At 41.5% G+C, this 17,131-nt stretch carries 18 protein-coding genes and 3 tRNA genes; 11 read left to right on the forward strand and 10 right to left on the reverse strand.

The window, feature by feature from the left end; translation table 11 throughout:
* The first annotated feature begins 108 nt into the window (after window positions 1-108).
* The gene (locus METHO_RS02945; protein ID WP_015324035.1) at window positions 109-651 is read left to right on the forward strand and encodes a DUF6448 family protein; all 543 of its coding nucleotides are present in this window, start codon (window positions 109-111) and stop codon (window positions 649-651) included.
* A gap of 171 nt (window positions 652-822) precedes the next feature.
* Here the strand turns inward: METHO_RS02945 and METHO_RS02950 are convergent, their stop codons facing one another.
* From METHO_RS02950 to METHO_RS02980, 7 genes are all read right to left on the reverse strand, one after another.
* Complete coding sequence (locus METHO_RS02950; RefSeq protein WP_015324036.1) at window positions 823-1,197, reverse strand: B12-binding domain-containing protein; 375 nt, start codon at window positions 1,195-1,197, stop codon at window positions 823-825.
* Window positions 1,198-1,322: 125 nt separating this feature from the next.
* Window positions 1,323-1,395 (reverse strand) — tRNA-Cys (locus METHO_RS02955).
* Between the two features lie 122 nt (window positions 1,396-1,517).
* Window positions 1,518-2,294 (reverse strand): formate dehydrogenase accessory sulfurtransferase FdhD, encoded by a 777-nt coding sequence (gene fdhD / locus METHO_RS02960; protein ID WP_015324037.1) that lies wholly within the window; start codon window positions 2,292-2,294, stop codon window positions 1,518-1,520.
* 2 nt (window positions 2,295-2,296) lie between these two features.
* Window positions 2,297-3,262, reverse strand: a complete 966-nt coding sequence (locus tag METHO_RS13220) for an aminotransferase class V-fold PLP-dependent enzyme (RefSeq protein WP_281162790.1) — start codon at window positions 3,260-3,262, stop codon at window positions 2,297-2,299.
* A complete protein-coding gene (locus METHO_RS02970; protein WP_156811013.1) occupies window positions 3,228-3,665 on the reverse strand; it encodes a transposase in 438 nt (145 codons plus the stop codon). The genes METHO_RS13220 and METHO_RS02970 overlap by 35 nt, the downstream gene beginning before the upstream one ends.
* Complete coding sequence (locus METHO_RS02975; protein ID WP_048831018.1) at window positions 3,662-4,030, reverse strand: transposase; 369 nt, start codon at window positions 4,028-4,030, stop codon at window positions 3,662-3,664. The genes METHO_RS02970 and METHO_RS02975 overlap by 4 nt, the downstream gene beginning before the upstream one ends.
* A 19-nt stretch (window positions 4,031-4,049) precedes the next feature.
* Window positions 4,050-4,361 (reverse strand): aminotransferase class V-fold PLP-dependent enzyme, encoded by a 312-nt coding sequence (locus tag METHO_RS02980; RefSeq protein ID WP_048831020.1) that lies wholly within the window; start codon window positions 4,359-4,361, stop codon window positions 4,050-4,052.
* A gap of 355 nt (window positions 4,362-4,716) precedes the next feature.
* Here METHO_RS02980 and nadA point away from each other — a divergent pair, with 355 nt between their 5' ends.
* The 3 genes from nadA (at window position 4,717) to METHO_RS02995 (ending at window position 8,804) form a co-directional block, all read left to right on the forward strand.
* Window positions 4,717-5,646 (forward strand): quinolinate synthase NadA, encoded by a 930-nt coding sequence (nadA, locus tag METHO_RS02985; protein ID WP_015324039.1) that lies wholly within the window; start codon window positions 4,717-4,719, stop codon window positions 5,644-5,646.
* Between the two features lie 397 nt (window positions 5,647-6,043).
* Window positions 6,044-6,421 (forward strand): ArsR/SmtB family transcription factor, encoded by a 378-nt coding sequence (locus METHO_RS02990; protein ID WP_015324040.1) that lies wholly within the window; start codon window positions 6,044-6,046, stop codon window positions 6,419-6,421.
* Window positions 6,422-6,452: 31 nt separating this feature from the next.
* Window positions 6,453-8,804 carry a heavy metal translocating P-type ATPase gene (locus tag METHO_RS02995; RefSeq protein WP_015324041.1) on the forward strand — a complete coding sequence of 784 codons (2,352 nt, stop codon included), beginning with the start codon at window positions 6,453-6,455 and terminating at the stop codon, window positions 8,802-8,804.
* A gap of 541 nt (window positions 8,805-9,345) precedes the next feature.
* Here the strand turns inward: METHO_RS02995 and METHO_RS03000 are convergent.
* Complete coding sequence (locus METHO_RS03000) at window positions 9,346-9,627, reverse strand: hypothetical protein (protein ID WP_015324044.1); 282 nt, start codon at window positions 9,625-9,627, stop codon at window positions 9,346-9,348.
* A 254-nt stretch (window positions 9,628-9,881) separates the two neighbouring features.
* Between METHO_RS03000 and METHO_RS03005 the strand changes: the two genes are divergently transcribed.
* Window positions 9,882-10,466 (forward strand): hypothetical protein, encoded by a 585-nt coding sequence (locus METHO_RS03005; RefSeq protein WP_015324045.1) that lies wholly within the window; start codon window positions 9,882-9,884, stop codon window positions 10,464-10,466.
* A 320-nt stretch (window positions 10,467-10,786) separates the two neighbouring features.
* Here the strand turns inward: METHO_RS03005 and METHO_RS03010 are convergent.
* Together METHO_RS03010 and METHO_RS03015 are read right to left on the reverse strand one after the other, a co-directional pair.
* A tRNA-Glu gene (locus tag METHO_RS03010) sits at window positions 10,787-10,861 on the reverse strand.
* Window positions 10,862-10,942: 81 nt separating this feature from the next.
* Window positions 10,943-12,181, reverse strand: coding sequence for a proteasome-activating nucleotidase (locus METHO_RS03015; protein WP_015324046.1), 1,239 nt, complete (start codon window positions 12,179-12,181; stop codon window positions 10,943-10,945).
* Window positions 12,182-12,689: 508 nt separating this feature from the next.
* Here METHO_RS03015 and METHO_RS13060 point away from each other — a divergent pair.
* The 6 genes from METHO_RS13060 to METHO_RS03045 all read left to right on the forward strand — a co-directional run bounded on the left by METHO_RS13060 (window position 12,690) and on the right by METHO_RS03045 (window position 17,130).
* Complete coding sequence (locus tag METHO_RS13060; RefSeq protein ID WP_052309354.1) at window positions 12,690-13,514, forward strand: hypothetical protein; 825 nt, start codon at window positions 12,690-12,692, stop codon at window positions 13,512-13,514.
* Between the two features lie 21 nt (window positions 13,515-13,535).
* The gene (locus METHO_RS14075; protein ID WP_015324048.1) at window positions 13,536-13,781 is read left to right on the forward strand and encodes a TIGR00304 family membrane protein; all 246 of its coding nucleotides are present in this window, start codon (window positions 13,536-13,538) and stop codon (window positions 13,779-13,781) included.
* Window positions 13,781-14,101 (forward strand): TIGR00304 family membrane protein, encoded by a 321-nt coding sequence (locus METHO_RS03030; RefSeq protein WP_015324049.1) that lies wholly within the window; start codon window positions 13,781-13,783, stop codon window positions 14,099-14,101. Before METHO_RS14075 ends, METHO_RS03030 begins: the two co-directional genes overlap by 1 nt.
* A 188-nt stretch (window positions 14,102-14,289) precedes the next feature.
* Window positions 14,290-16,269: an excinuclease ABC subunit UvrB gene (gene uvrB / locus METHO_RS03035; RefSeq protein ID WP_015324050.1), complete on the forward strand. Its 1,980-nt coding sequence runs from the start codon at window positions 14,290-14,292 to the stop codon at window positions 16,267-16,269.
* Window positions 16,270-16,430: 161 nt separating this feature from the next.
* Window positions 16,431-16,502: transfer RNA gene (locus tag METHO_RS03040), tRNA-Gly, on the forward strand.
* Between the two features lie 130 nt (window positions 16,503-16,632).
* Window positions 16,633-17,130, forward strand: coding sequence for an SOUL family heme-binding protein (locus tag METHO_RS03045; RefSeq protein WP_015324051.1), 498 nt, complete (start codon window positions 16,633-16,635; stop codon window positions 17,128-17,130).
* The last annotated feature ends 1 nt before the right edge of the window (window position 17,131 follow it).

The following is a 17,131-nucleotide window of genomic DNA, read 5'->3' on the forward strand; positions in this document are numbered from 1 at the left end:
GAAGTTGACTTTTCATTCCAACAGATCAATTGGAGAACTTCTTTTTTGAGCTTTGTAGAAGCAAGTTTGAAATATCACATACGATTAATATTCATTAGGGGGAATTACATGCCACCACATTGTGATACACTAGATGGCCCAGTGGTAAAAGCTGCTATTATGGCACTTGAACTGGGAAATGTAAATCTGATTTTACCATGGATACCAAAAGAAGCCGAATCAGAAACTAAAATAGCTTTTGAAAAGGCGATGACTGTGAGGAAGTTGGGGAAAGAAGCAAAGGAGCTATCTGAATACTGGTTTTTTGAAACTGTTGTTAGGTTGCATAGAGCTGGGGAAGGAGCGCCTTATACTGGCTTGAAACCTGCTGGTCTTGATGAGGGGCCAGTAGTACCAAGAGCAGAAAAGGCTCTAGAAGAAGGAAATGCGAAAGAAGTGATTGAGTTTCTGTCACATGTTACTAAGGAGGAAATACAGAAACGATTCAATTATGCAATGGCTCTCAAGAAGTACAATGAAAATGACGTAGATGTTGCAAGAGAGTATGTAGAAGCAATGCTTGATTTCATCCTATACTCTCACACATTATATGTGCAAATCACTAAGGTTGGGGATCATATAGAAGAGGAAAATGCCAACCACAAACACTAAAAAGCTTTAAAAAACGTTGGAATCAAGCGAATATTATATCGATATCTACTTTAATTATCAATTATGGAAAGTTCAGAATGCAGCATAACAAGTAACATCAATTATGAGAGTCCCTAGGAAATATTGTTAGAAAAAATTGAAAGGAGGTAATCGGTCGTTAATTCAATTCAGTCAACAACAGTAGAAAGATGTCAAGGCATCGGTTGTATGTGAAACAAACGGATACGTCAATTCAGCATCAGATTCTACGACCAGATTGCCAAACCACGATCCATCGCTGTTGGAATCTACTATGGTAGACCTGAGTATGTCTATCCCAGCTTCCACTATTTGATAAGCTTCGAATATCTGGGCCAACTCCGCTTGCCCAGCTTCAAAACTATCGCCGAGTTCCTTCATAGCTTCGACAAATCCCTGTTCTATCAGATCAACTGGATTGATACCAACTTCAAGAGCTTCTCGAGCTATTCTTTCAACTGACCGTTCATCAAGATCAATGACAGCCTTTTTTGCATTATCAAAGATCTCGTAGCTTACTGAATTCATTTTCTTTACCTGCTTTGCTTCATGCTATTCTTTTTATCCTGTTCTTTTCTAGAGGGTCTCATAGGGATTTAGTGCAAACTATCTTTTAGAGGTCTTTTGCATTTTTTTCTAAGGGATCACCTCAAAGCCAAGACCCGGAATCGAACCGGGAAATAATGGATCTGCAGTCCACTGCGTTAGCCTTTCCGCCATCTTGGCAACAATCCATCACAATCGTGAATTGACAACTCACTATACTCAATGTTACTATTTAAACATAGATTTATAGGCAAAAAAAGCCTGAAATGGTTCTTATCATCAACTATATTGCATCAACTTTATTACGGAATTTTCAGGCTATCAGGTACATTACCCTCTATTCTTTCTTCACCTGAATAGATGTTCATCTTTTTGCTGCGCACAAAGCCTACGATTGTAAGCCCTCTGGATTTTGCTGTTTCAATTGCCAGAGTGGTTGTAGCACCTCTCGAAATAACAATAGGTATGTTCGCTATCAGGCATTTCCTAACCAACTCAGAAGAAATGCGGCCAGAACATATGACATAGGTCTGTGAAAGATCAATTTCTTTTTCGAGAGCATACCCTATCACCTTGTCAAGCGCGTTATGCCTGCCGATGTCCTCTACAACACACATCTTTCCAGATGCATTATATAGAGCCACTACATGTATACCTCCTGTCAGGACATGAAGCTCGGATTTTAGGGCTTGTTCAACAGAACTCCGAATCATATCAGAAGTAAGTACAAGATCCGACTTTATCTCGGGGAGTCTCTGGATATCGAGAAAAGACATTGTTCCACCGCACCCGCTCAGAACCGTTTTCTTTGAAACAAGGATCTTGAAAGGATCTGTTGTTAACACACTGGCATTGCTACCTTCTATGACCAGCGATTCAACTTCATTTGGTCCCTTGATTATTTTCTCTGTATAGAGAAAACCTATCACGAACTCCCTGAGCATCATCGGGCTTGTCATGGCAGTAAGAACATGACGGCCATTTACTGTTACTGCAAGTGGTATTTCCTCAACCACCGGATGCATATCAGAATGAAATGAATCCAATTCCCCTTTTATACATGGCACTTCCATGAACATGATCATAATCTCCTGGCTATTTCTTCTACAGTGGCAATAAGCAGATCTATCTCTTCTTCTGTATTATACAAATAAAGGCTTGCCCGCACGGTGCCTTGCTCAAGGCCCAGGTGTTTCATAAGAGGCTGGCAACAATGCTCTCCAGATCTCACCATTATAGCAGCAGCTTCATCCAGAATATGTGCCACTTCATGAGAATGCAGTCCGTGGATGTTGAATGAAACAACACCTATTCTGTCCTTATCATCCACAGGGCCGTATGTGGAAACTTCATCTATTCCAGAAAGACCTTTGATCATCCGATGAGTAAGTTTTTCTTCTCGTTTCTGAAGAGCACCCATATCTGTTTGGTTGAGGTAATCTACTGCCTCTGCCAGACCAATCATACCTGAGATGTGAGATGTTCCAGCTTCATATCTCTGATAACCGCTTGCTAAGGTATAACCTTCTTCTGAGACCTTATCTATCATCCCACCACCCACCACAAAGGGATTAATATCAGTTTCTCCCATCCAGAGAATTCCAGTCCCCGTTGGGCCAAGCATCTTGTGCCCGGAAAAGCATAGATAATCACATCCAAGATCTTTTACATTAACAGGTAAATGAGGAACTGACTGAGCACCGTCAACCAGTAATTTTACTCCATGTTTCTTACATATGGAAGCAATATGTTTCACAGGTAAAATATTACCAAGGACATTGGATGCATGAGTAACAGCTACAAGCTTTGTGTTATCATCGATTACAGCATCTAGCTCAGAGAGATCCAATGAACCATCGCACTTAGGTCTTATCAGAGAAACTGTCACTCCTTTGTCTCTTAATCTTATCCACGGCAGGAAGTTCGAGTGATGCTCAAGTATTGTAGTCACAATGCTATCACCCTTCTGCCACTCTTGGCCACTAACTACCGAGCCTATTTCAAAACTTCTCTCACACCTTTTTCCAACACAACATAAAGCATGCAATATCTAATAATCCTTTGAAAACCACATTAAGCCTTTCATATCTACTTGCCAGTTTTCTAAATCCCATCTTCAACCATGCAAAGAATCGTTCTATAGTTCCTCTGTAATGATATGTTTCCTCATCAAATCGAGTAGGTCTTCCTTTTTTCTTTCTTTTACTGTTCCTTGTATTGATCGGTATGTTGCTTTTGATAGCTCTGGACCTTAAATACTGCCTGATCTCTGCATCGTCGTATGCAGCATCTGCCAGAACTTCAAGAGGTCTTGTTCTTGGTCTTCCATGGGTATTGACCTTAATATTCTCCATAACTTCAATGAAGTACTGTCTGTCGTGCTCTTTTCCAGAAGATATTTGGATTGTAAGAGGAAAACCTTCACAACTTACACATGCATGAATCTTTATGCCTTTTCTTTTCTTGTGACCGTTGTACGAGGAGTCCTCTCCCCTTTTTTAGCTTCGATGAAACTGCTATCGATACACACTGTATCCAACGAGAACTTACCTTTCTGGTAAGCGGAATCCCGAAGAGATTCCATTATCTCGTTCCATATACCTTCCTCTGACCACCTTTTCAGCCTTCTCCAGGCAGTTGCCTGGGAACCATAAATAGCTGGCATATCTCCCCATCTGCAACCTGTTATCAGAACAAAGAGAATACCATTGATAACCTTACGGTCATCAGCTCTCTTTCTTCCGGTAATTGGTTGTGGTGGTAAGTGTGGCTTCATAAATTTCCATTGATCATCAGAGAGTTCTCTGAATTCCATTCATATCCCCACAATAACATTAAGAAAGATAGTATTTATAGTTTTGATATGGGCTCACCATATTTATGGCTTCTGTCGTATTTTTCGTAAGGACAGTAGTTCCATTTTCACCGCCGATGAAACCTGCTATTTTTTCATGAGCACTTAAGTAACGCTGCGAAGCGAACTTTGCAAGTCGGTGTACAGCTCTGCCCACATTAGCCCTATATAAATGCTCGAACTCGTTCATGGCATGGATAACCGGTTCAGGAGATAGACTTATAGCAGCATTATCGAGGTAAGCTACATTCTCCAGCATAGGAAAATCTTTCCTGATATCAGATATATTCACAGCAACTCCCCATAATATCTCTTTGAAATGTATGTGATATATGTTTAAAAGATTGATTTAACATACTATTTTTATTGATCAGAAGTCATTATTAGATATTTTCACAATTGTGAAACATTATTTTAACATAAAAAGCTTGCTCTCTCTATGATTTGAAATTTCGGGCATGATGAAAATTTTATTCTGATAAAATAAAGGTTCTGTTGTTGCTCATTTGCTTCAGCGTAACTTTTATATAGAAAATATCTATATAAGTTCACGATTGTGACTACAATGTCACTTTATATTACTTTGCCATTAATAACAGGAAAAATCGATTATTGCTATCCGTAAAGAATCATCTTGAAAACTGACCATGCCACTAAATTTAAAAGCCCTCCAGAATCCTGATTTGTTGAAAGAGGAAATACTCAAGCTTAAAGAAGAAAGAAACGCAATTATCCTTGCTCATAATTACCAAATTGCAGAAGTGCAGGATATTGCTGACTTTGTAGGCGATTCGCTGGAACTTTCCAGAGCTGCAGCAAGTCTTGAATCAGATATCATAGTATTTTGCGGAGTAGATTTCATGGCAGAAACGGCTGCTATACTCTCACCGGAAAAGAAAGTACTGTTACCAGCTGCTGATGCTTGTTGCCCTATGGCTGAGATGATCACCGTAGGAGAACTACAGGTACTGAAATCTCGTTTTCCACAGGCATCTGTTGTGTGTTATGTCAACACCTCTGCAGAAGTGAAGGCAGAATCGGATATCTGCTGTACTTCTTCAAATGCTGTGAACGTTGTGAATTCTTTGGATGCGGAACAGATAATCTTCGTTCCAGACCGGAATCTTGCTCGCTATGTTGCCAGATTCACCTCAAAAGAGATCCTTCCCTGGGAAGGGTTCTGTTTCGTGCATGATCGGATAACCTTTGAAGATGTTATACAGGTTCGTAATCTCCATCCGACTGCAGAAGTGCTGGTGCACCCGGAATGTAAACCCGAGGTAATTGACCTTGCGGATGAGGTGTTATCTACATCAGGAATGATCAAGCATGTCTGTTCAAGCAACAGTAAGGAATTCATAATAGGGACCGAGGTTGGTATTTTGCACCAGATGAAGAAAAAGTGTCCTGGGAAGTCCTGCTATTCTCTTTCAGCGGAAGCCATCTGCACCAATATGAAGAAGACCGATCTCCACAAAGTCTACAGTGCTCTGGAAACTTTAAGGCCGGTGGTGGCAGTGTCCACAGATATTGCTGAAAAGGCAAGAAAGGCTATTGAGAAGATGCTGGCCGTATAGTAAAAAAGAATACTGCCTTTTAATGATTCTTTATATTATCTTCACTTTTCAATTTCAGTTCCTACCTATTTTTTCCATATAGGTACGTTTTCTTCGTTTTCTTCGAACATGAACTCAAAAGCAGAAATGCTTCTTCTCTGTTTCTCAGTAAGATTTTCTGCATTGCCCTCGTTGGAAACAGAAAGTGTTTATTCCTCGGATACTGCGAAGTGCTACGGTGTTGAATCTTATAGTACATTAGTAGTGATAGCGAGTATGTGATTCGCAAAAAAGTAATTCTGTTCTAAATAATAAAGAGTAAGACTGTCTTGACTATCGATAACTCATCATCATGGGACAATAGAAATTGACTATTGTCAGAGAAAGTATTATATGATATATGACTATATGTTCACATATGGGTAATAGGGTAGTGAAACAGACAGACAATGACTTATGCGAAGAATTGTGCGAGCATCCCCAGGCAATTAGTCTAGCTAAGTCTGAGCTCATTCCCGAGGAACAAGCTCAGCAAGTAGCGGACTTATTTAAAATCCTTGGGGATACTACACGCTTAAAAATACTGCAGGTGCTGTCGAAAAGAGAAATGTGCGTATGTGACATTGCAAATGTTATTGATATGGGTCAATCGGCTGTTTCTCATCAACTTCGACTTCTACGGACAGCTCAATTAGTTAAATACCGGAAGGAAGGTCAAAATGCTTGGTATTCGCTCAGTGATGATCATATTGCTACTTTGTTATACCAAGGTATCGAGCATGTTCAACACAGCTAATCACATTTAAATAATTTAAGGACACGAGGACATGACACAATCAATTCTAAAGGTAATTAATAAACAAAAAGTTGTTTTTCAAGTAGATGGAATTACCTGTCTGGACTGTGCCCAAAAGTTTGAAAAAGCAGTTAATGAATTACCTGGAGTTCTAAGCGCTTCTTTGAACACCATGACAGGCAAGCTTACGGTTGAAGGGATGGCTGACTTAGCAGCTATCAGACGACTAGGGCAGGATGAAAATTATACGATTAACCCAATGGAGCAAGTCAAAAACAAAGCGCCTACTGTTTTTCAAGTAGACGGAATTACCTGTCTGGATTGTGCCCAAAAGTTCGAAAAAGCAGTTAATGAATTACCTGGAGTTCTAAGCGCTTCTTTGAACACCATGACAGGCAAGCTTGCAGTTGAAGGAAGGGCTAGCTTGGAAGACATCAGGCAATTAGGACAGGATGAGAACTATAAGATTAATCCGGTAGTGCAGCAGCGGTCTATAGCTCAACCGGTGAAAAAAATTAATTGGGAAATGCTTCGTGCTGTTTTATCTGGTGTTAGTTTGGTTATTGCTGTGGGAGTGGAGAAATTCGGCGGCTCCGCCACGGCTTACCTGCCGATGTACATTCTAGCTATGGTATTAGGTGGATGGGGTAATTTTAAGAAGGCATCCCATGCTTTGCCACGTCTTAATTTTAACATGAGTGTACTCATGAGTGTGGCGGTTATTGGTGCTTTTGCCATCGGCCAATATGAAGAAGGTGCTACTGTTGCCTTCCTTTACGCAATATCTGAAATGCTACAGGCATGGACAGTGGAAAAGGCACGCCGTTCCATTCGACAATTGATGGATATTGCTCCAAAAACAGCATTGTTACGCCGCTCTGGTAGCGAAGTGGAAACATCTGTCGAACAAATTAATATTGATGATATTATGATTGTCTACCCTGGTGAAAAAATTGCCATGGATGGCGAAATTGTTAAAGGTGAAAGTGCTATTAACGAGGCAGCCATCACCGGAGAATCTATTCCAGCGGATAAAGGTCCAGGTGCTGAAGTATTTGCAGGTACGCTCAATACTCACGGTTCTATCGAAGTGAAGGTAACAAAGCTAGTACAAGATACCACCATTGCCAAGATCATTCATATGGTAGAAGAAGCTCAAAGCAAAAGAGCTCCATCTCAGGTATTTGTTGAAAAATTTGCAACTGTATATACTCCCATCGTAATGGCATTAGCTATGGGTTTTATGTTTCTTCCACCTTTGTTATTAGGTTATGAGTGGACACCCTGGATTTATCGTGGACTAACTCTTCTTGTAGTTGCCTGTCCTTGTGCTTTGGTGGTATCTACGCCGGTTGCAATTGTCAGTGCAATCAGCAATGCCGCTAAAAACGGCGTATTAATTAAAGGGGGTATACACCTGGAAGAAGCCGGTTCCTTAAATGCCATTGCCTTCGACAAGACGGGAACATTGACAAAAGGAGAGGCAGTAGTCACTGATATAATACCTGTTGGCTCTACTCCGGAAAATAAGCTTTTACAAATGGCAGCTAATTTGGAAGCTCGCTCCGAACACCCTCTAGCAGTAGCTATCATTAAGGCAGCTCAGCAACGAGGTCATCAAGTGGTTCCAGTAGAAGATTTTACAGCCATCGCTGGCAGAGGTGCACACGGTACAATTAATGCACAGAGGATCTATATTGGTAATCCGCGGATGTTCATAGAGAAGGGCATATCTCTAGAGCCGGTGATAAAGGAGATAGAAAGGCTGCAAGGGCAAGGTAAGACGGTTATGATTGTTGGGACTCCAAATACCTTTTTAGGTATAATTGCTGTAGCAGATGAAGTGCGTGAAAACAGCACCGATGCGGTTACTGCTCTTAAAAGTGCAGGTATCCAGCACACTATTATGCTTACCGGTGATAATGACGTAACTGCCAAAGCCATGTCGGCAAAGGTAGGTGTTGATGAATATCGGGCTGAACTATTACCTCAGGACAAAGTCACAGTAGTACAAGAACTCCTGGGTAAATACAACAAAGTGGGTATGATTGGTGATGGCATCAATGACGCTCCAGCGCTCGCTCTATCTACTGTTGGCATCGCCATGGGTGGAGCAGGTACTGATACGGCCCTTGAAACGGCAGACATTGTCCTTATGGCAGATGATTTAAGCAAGCTTCCATTTACTATCCGGTTAAGTCGTAAAGCACTTGCGATCATCCATCAGAATATTGGCTTCTCACTGATAATCAAGGCTATCGCCATCCTGGCAATATTCCCCGGCTGGCTGACGTTGTGGATGGCTATCCTCGCTGATATGGGTGCTACAATTATTGTAACACTTAACAGCTTAAGGCTCTTAAAGGTGAATGGAAAAAAGTAAGGATAAAATTTTGTGAAAGGGCTGTAGAAAATACGAAGTGTTAACACCTCATGCAGATCTTGCATCCATCTCTCAAAGTTTTTCCCAAACTCTTTTTCTTGATGGCTCACTACAATACCTATATCTCTCATGTTTAGGAGATTCATAAAATGATCCATAACTTTTTTAGTGCACATGTTCTCTCTGTTTTTATTTTGGTGTTACTATTTCATAACTGGTTAACATGTCACTTATCTGAAGTGATTTGTTATCAAAATCGACTTTGTTTAGATATTCTGTATTAACTATATCAGCATAAGTTGTCCCTGCCAACAATACAAATAATAAAAAAATTGCAACTATATTCATATATAAATTTATTTCATATTTGTATCTTCTAAAAAACGATATCTGTAGCCTAAAAAACAAGGGTTAAAAAGCTATGATTTATAAGACACTTGATGACGTTTTCACACCATGGGTAAGGTGTTCATACATGTTTGGAATAATATCGCAACCTAGAGCATCCTGGGCATTCCGTGCCTGATATAGATAGGTAAAGTTACTCTTGCGCTCTCTCTTTGTCCTGGAAGATTTCAGGAGGTATATTTCCAAAATGTCTAACTTCATTTGTTGCTTTTCCGAAGTTCCATATATCGTAATTCTTCCTATGTGAATCTTCACTCTCAAAATCGCGGAAAACTACGGAATCAGACACTTGTCCAAAACCGTATTTTCCTGCAATTATCTCTCCTACTCTCTGAGGCGACAGCCCAACAGTTTCAGATATATCAACGTTGCTTTCACATGCCAGCCACATATCAAAGATATACATTGAAGACATTGATTAAAGCACTTAATCAATTTGTTTATTTCACAATATTCTTTTTATGAAAATGCTTTATCCTAATACTTGCATAATAGAACAATTGGACTAGTAACAGCAGGGTTTTTTCGCTTTGAGTAGTGATAAAACGTTCAATAGTCTGATTTATGTGGGTACCCAATCTCATATTGCATTTTTGCAGACGGACTTTCCACTGATTTCCTGATTTTAATTTTGATTTTGCTAGTCCAAAAGTAGTGGAGGGAACGAATATGAAGAAAGTATATACCCTTGCTGCTTGCATTGTAGTCTTATTTTTAATGGCCGCAAGTGCAAGTGCAGCGAGCGACTCGAAAACTTCTGGAAGTGGTGCATCCGGATCTGCAACCTGGCAATTTACAAACGATGATGTGCAATCAATGGATACGTACATTGACGTATATGAGAACATAGACGGAAGTACAGAGATTTATCTAAGTTGCTACTATAATGATGTCAATGGAGTATATCACTCCTTTTGGGGGAGCATGACGACAACGGATGATGTTTTCACAGTAAACAAAAAATTAGCTTCTGCAAGCCTGTCTGAGGTTTCAATTGATGGACAATATTATGACGATGAGACAGGTTACTACAGCGGAACGGCAACCATCGCAGCTGACTGGGCTGGTGTGGGGGACATTACACAAGTAAAATATACTGTGAAAGATGGCACCTTCTATTCAGTGAAAGGGACTACTAGAGACGCCACAGCCACAGGATCAATTGTTTTTGAGGGTACTGATATCATTGGTGAAGAATCTACAGACAACGCCAATATAGAACAGTATACCTCAACAACAATGATTAAAAAATAAGCCTGGCTTAGACTACACTAAGGAAGAAATCGTTTAAATCCCGGATTGTTTTTAGATTCCGAGATTTCTTTTTTTCGACATAATTCTACAAGAACTCTGTTTTGTTCTATGGGATTACCTATACCCCCATTTAATTGTGTGGGTCATATGCAAGTATGTTTTGGTGTGAGATATCGTCACCATGAGCCTAAAAATCATTCCTGTGGTGTTGGTATGCATAATGAACTACGTACGCAATCGAAACTTTAATATCCCACATTCATTAGAAAGAAGTGGGTAGAAAACGCTATCAGAAGTTAGGAGTATAAAAAAATTAACAGTGCTCCGATGGGGATTCGAACCCCAGTCGCAGGAGTGAGAGTCCTGCATGATTGGCCGTGCTACACTATCGGAGCATTACGGTATTAACTTTGACAGCATATCCAAAATACGCTTAACTAATATTAACTTTTCGTTCAGGATAAATGGGATATGTTCTATGCGAACATACCCGATGGTGTGGATGTCTCCTCTTCTGAAACTACTTTCTCGTAAGCATCCATCATATCCTTCATAGTTACCTTTTCTCCACGGCGTCTGAGTACGAACATACCTGCTTCCTTGGTAATTACCTGAAGGTCAGCGCCGCTAAGTCCTGCCGTTATCTTGGCAAGCTTGTCGAAATCCATATCCTCTGCAAGCTTCATCTTCCGGGTGTGGATATTCAATATCTCCACACGTGCCACCATGTCAGGCAGAGGTATTTCTATTACTCTGTCAAACCTGCCGGGGCGCAAGAGCGCCGGGTCTAAGAGATCTATTCGATTAGTTGCGGCAATAACTTTCACATTCTTTGTTGCATCGAAACCGTCCATCTCAGCCAGCAGCTGCAGCATAGTTCGGTTCACTTCCGCTGAGCCGGTAGTCCCATCATGGGTACGCATACCTCCCACAGCATCGATCTCGTCTATAAATAGGATAGCAGGAGATTTGTCGCGGGCAAGTTGGAATACGTCTTTGACCAGTCTCGCTCCCTCTCCTATGAACTTCTGTACGAGGTCAGAACCTGACATGCGTATGAATGTCGCCTTGGCGCTGGAGGCAACAGCCTTTGCGATCAAGGTCTTCCCTGTGCCTGGTGCTCCATACAGTAAAACACCATTCGGAGGCTCAATACCTATGTTGGAGAACAGCTCAGGTTCTGTCAATGGTAGCTCTACGGATTCTATTACTTCCTTAATAACTTCATCAAGGCCACCTATCATATCATAGTGTATTCCCGGAGAATTGATTAGCTCCATTACCTGAGCTCTGATGTCAGTACCTTTGCGTATTATCGATATTATAGAAAAGGCGCCGTTCACACTAACTCTCATGCCTGGCTCAAGTTTTCTATAAAAGGCAGGTGGGATCCTTGTCATTACTTCCTGATTGTTGCCATGCTGCCTTATAAGGACCATATCATCTTCTATTTCCATGATACTGGCGATGAATAAAGGGGGTGTTGTCAGGTGCTCTATCTGCTTTTTGAGCTTACTGATCTCTTCCATGTAGGAATTGTTCATCATGCTGGCTTCAAGCAGTTTTGCCCTCATGTTCTCGTTGTTGACTTTCAGCAGTTCTATCTCGTTGAGCAGTGACCTAGCATCTTCTTTATTAAGGTTCTCAAATTCAGTCCGGTTTTTGTCTCCGGATGCGCCGGTATCAACGGGAGTATCTGCGCTAGTGTTCGTCATAAGACGCCTCTATGTTTATCATTTGATATAAATCCGACTGAGATTCAATTCGATATTGTCTTTCAGATGTTTTGTATATTTATATTTGCATTTCACAGAGATGTGTTCTATTATGGACGGTAAATAGTGAATAGGTTATATAATATGGTGTTTTGAGATCTTTTAATGGCATAAATACAGTTTTCAAGCCAAAAAACAACCCCTTTATTTCTACTGGAGTAATATAAGAAACATTTATCTATCAAGTTCACGATATCTCTTTACGTAGTATAATTATAAAAGAGATAATTTGGCTTATTTAACTAAATAAAGCTTTATTCTCTCTCTATATGTATTGCAGACAAATAAGCACACTACAAACAGCATAATATTTATATATTATTGCTACAATGTATATCTTTGTAGCACAGAAAAATAAAGCAGTGTTCTGTGAACACACAACATTCAAGCTAAAAGAAAACCATTGTCTGAGGGGATATATGGTTCGTGAATCCATCAATCTGAGGGGATGAATGGATGCACAAGGCACAGAGGCAGAATAATGAAGGTCCGGCTCGAAATAACAGGTGAAGACGGGACGCATGTAAATGTTGAATTTACAGGGGATGAATGGCAAAAATGCCTGGTCACATTCATAGATTCTTTTACAGGAAAGAAAGTCCAGGCATCAGGACCTTCTTCTGCTTCTGTGACAAATTACACTGGTTCTTATCAACAGATACCATCACAACCTTCATCACAGGTCGTGCCGCAGTTTTATCAATCATCACCAACTTTTATGCAACCAGTGCCACAACCTTTCTTTTCACCACCGCAACCTTTGGCATATCCATATACGGTGTATCCGCAGTACCAGCAAATGGTGCCTCCAATGCATTCCAGTTACTTTCACCCGCCTGCGGCTCAATACGCAGCACCATCACAACCTTCTAATCCATCTGTGAACCAGTATATACCTGTTGATAACACGCGGCAACAATCGCCGCAGCAACCACAGTTCAGGCAAGAACAGCCTGTAACTTCAGTGCGCAAGGTTCCTTCTTTTCAGGAACAGATAGGGGATACTAAACTCACGATCAATGAACGGCTGGAACTGTTCCTCAAATATGAATATCCGCGTGTCTGGTTCTCATCTCAGGACATACAGCAGCACTACGAGAAAATATATGGTCCTATTAAGCTCAGTACAGTGTCAACCTATCTATCCCGTATGTTCGGTAAGGAAATTCTTGAGCGTAGAGGTAACAGGACACAGCGGGAGTACAGATATATTTCTGATGAACCTTCTGAGCTTCAGGTATATCAGAGTATTCCTCGTCAGAATATGATTTAAGTACATCTTCTACTATTTTTTATGGCATCCTCCAGAGATATTATCAGGATCGGTTACTATCTGATATCCATAGGGGTCTTGCTGCTGTTTGCAGGTTCTTTCTTTTCCACCATGCATAGTGACAGGGACACCGGAAACTCAGGTGGGCTTATACTGATCGGTCCAATCCCAATAGTTTTTGGTTCTTCTCCTCAGATCACCACTTATATGCTTTATGCGGGGTTCTTTATGTTCCTCATATACATTTTCATCCGGAGGAAAATGTGATGATAGCGCAAGTTCTGATCTCCCTGGGGATATTATCTGTGTTCATTGGTTCTATTCTGGTCCTGATCGGTAATTCGATTTCTTCAGGCGAAGGTAGTAGTGAGCAAGGATATAACACTGCACGTTATCAGACAAGTGATGGCAGTGCACAGCCTCATAAGATTCCGGAAGGTGTATTCACACAGCCAGAAGTGCGAGGCGCAGGTATCATTATGCTGGGTCCGATACCTATAATCCTTGGTACGGACAGCAAAAGTGTGCAGACCCTCATACTGCTTACCATAGTTCTGATGCTCATGGCTTTTTTCCTTTTCAGGTGAATCTTCTATGTATATTAGATTCACAGGTCCATAAGATCCAATCTGTTCACAAGCTTCTACATATTTACTGAAAACATGTGATCATGTTTTTTGAGTGAACATTCTGGTCTGTTCTTTTTCAGTGTGAAAATCTGACCACATTTTACCATGCATACTTTTATACTCCTTTAATAAGATAAAACGAGAATATGCGCCCTTTCACATTAGTATCTGAATATTGTCCGAAAGGTGACCAGCCGGAGGCCATATCCCGGCTTACTGAAGGTATTAACAAAGGAGCAAAACACCAGACATTGCTAGGTGTAACCGGTTCAGGTAAGACCTTCACAATAGCTAACGTGATCCAGAATGTGCAGCAGCCTACCCTTGTGATAGCGCATAACAAGACCCTTGCAGCACAATTGTTCTCTGAGTTCAGAGAGTTCTTCCCGAACAATGCCGTTGAATACTTTGTCAGTTACTATGACTATTACCAGCCCGAAGCTTATCTTCCCACTACGGATACGTATATCGAAAAAGATGCTTCCATCAACGACGAGATCGAAAGGCTACGCCTGTCTGCCACCAGATCTCTGATGGAGCGCAGAGATGTGATCGTAGTTTCAAGTGTCTCCTGTATCTACAGCCTGGGTTCACCACAGGAATGGCGTGCTATGACTGTGATGCTCACTGTAGGTGAAGAGATAGATCGCTCTGCTTTGTTTGCAGATCTAATTAATATCCAGTATGAGCGTAATGATATAGAACCTTCACAGGGCACCTTCCGCTCAAAGGGCGATACTATAGAGGTATTCCCGGCTCAGGAGAAGCGGGGCATAAGGATAGAACTGTTCGGTGATGAGATCGAAAGGATAGCCTATTTCGAGCCGCTCACAGGCAAGGTGCAGGAAGAACTGGGCACGGGGGAGACACTGGGCATATATCCTGCAAAGCATTTCGTGATGCCTCAGGAATACATAGATAAGGCACTTGTAGAAATTGAGGAGGAACTTCGGGGACAGCTTGCCAGACTGCGGGCTGAGAACAAACTGCTTGAAGTGCAGCGTCTGGAGCAGAGAACAAAGTTCGATATGGAAATGATAAAAGAATTAGGGTATTGTAGTGGTATAGAGAACTATTCAAGGCATTTTGATGGCAGAAAACCCGGGGAACCACCTTCTTCACTGCTGGATTTCTTCCCTGAGGACTATCTGATGGTTATCGATGAGTCACATGTTACCATTCCTCAGATCAGAGGTATGTACAATGGTGACAGGGCGAGAAAAGAATCACTTGTAACATACGGTTTCAGATTACCTTCGGCTTTGGACAACAGGCCTCTGAAATATGATGAATTCGCAAAGCGTATCAATAATGTCATCTACGTTTCTGCCACTCCCGCAGAATATGAGGTGGAGATGAGCAAGTCCGTGGTGGAACAGATTATCCGCCCCACCGGGCTTGTGGACCCGCAGATCACTATTCGTCCCGTGGGGAATCAGGTGGATGACCTTATAGGAGAAGTGTCTAAAGTGACTGAAAAGGGTTACAGGACACTTGTCACCACTCTTACCAAGCGAATGGCAGAGGAGCTCACTGACTACCTGCATGAGCTGGGTATCAGGGTGCGCTATATGCATTCGGGTATCGATACCATTCAGCGGACTGAGATCATCCGCAGTCTGCGCAAGGGTGATTTCGATGTGCTTGTGGGTATTAACCTTCTGCGTGAGGGGCTGGACATCCCTGAGGTTGCGCTGGTTGCAATACTGGACGCAGACAAAGAAGGGTTTTTACGATCTGAAAGATCTCTTATCCAGACAATAGGCAGGGCATCGAGGAACGCTGAAGGCAGGGTCATATTATACGCTGACAATATCACAGGATCTATAGAGCGTGCTGTGAATGAAACGAACAGGCGTCGCAAGCTGCAGATGGAATTCAACGAACAGCATGGCATAATTCCCCAGACCATCAGGAAAGCCTTGCAGCGTGAACTTGTAGAAGTGGAAGACTCAGTGGTTTCTGAGGCTCTTGCGCTGGCAGAGGACAAGTCGGAGAAAGAAATGGCAGATATGATCATTGACCTTGAAGCAGAGATGCATCTTGCTGCAAAGAACCTGGAATTTGAGAGGGCTGCAGAGCTTCGTGACATGATCAAAGAACTGCGTGCAAGCTATTCACTGTGAATATACAGTGTTTTTCAGTTTTCAAATGTGATCTGTCTGTGAACAGTGAATGAGCACTTATGTTTTATCTTTGGTTTTTTATTGTGCTCTTTCACACATTAATGGTGATATGATGATGCGAAAAAGTTATATTACAAAAAGACGTGTATAGGCTACTCAATGCGCCGATGGTCTAGCGGCTATGACTGGGGCCTTCCAAGCCCTAAACCCGGGTTCGAATCCCGGTTGGCGCATAAATTTATCATTTTTCAGCGCAGTTATTTATTTTGCTTTTCCAGTCCTTTAAGTACTAACGCAGATATACTCATAGTATTGTTGTGATGAGTGAATACTGTAGTTGTGCACATTTAAGGGGGAAACATCATGTCTGTGAAAAAAGCTGAATATACGGTATTAAGGGTTCTGGGAGAAGGTGTTGAAATACGGCAATATCCAAAACAAACGCTTATTTCAACTGATGCAAAGGATAAGGACACTGCTTTCTCAATACTTGCAAATTACATTTTCGGGGGTAACTCTGAAGGCATTAGAATAAGTATGACCACACCTGTGACAACAGTGCTGAGTGATAATGGCCTGCAGATGTCTTTCGTACTTCCCCTTGGTTATTATGCGGACAATGCTCCGAACCCCAGGGATGAACGTATCACTATTCGGGATTTAGATCCTCGTAAGATTGCAACTACACGTTTTTCCGGTTATCTCAACAAAGAGAAGTATGTGCAGAAGAAGCATGAACTCACTGAGATCCTAAAGCTTGAAAGTATTGCTGTGAAGGGTGATGCCTTCATGATGCAGTACGATCCTCCATGGGTGATTCCTATGCTGCGTCACAACGAAGTAGCTATAGAGGTAGAGTGAT

The organism is Methanomethylovorans hollandica DSM 15978, from assembly GCF_000328665.1.
Taxonomy (GTDB): domain Archaea; phylum Halobacteriota; class Methanosarcinia; order Methanosarcinales; family Methanosarcinaceae; genus Methanomethylovorans; species Methanomethylovorans hollandica.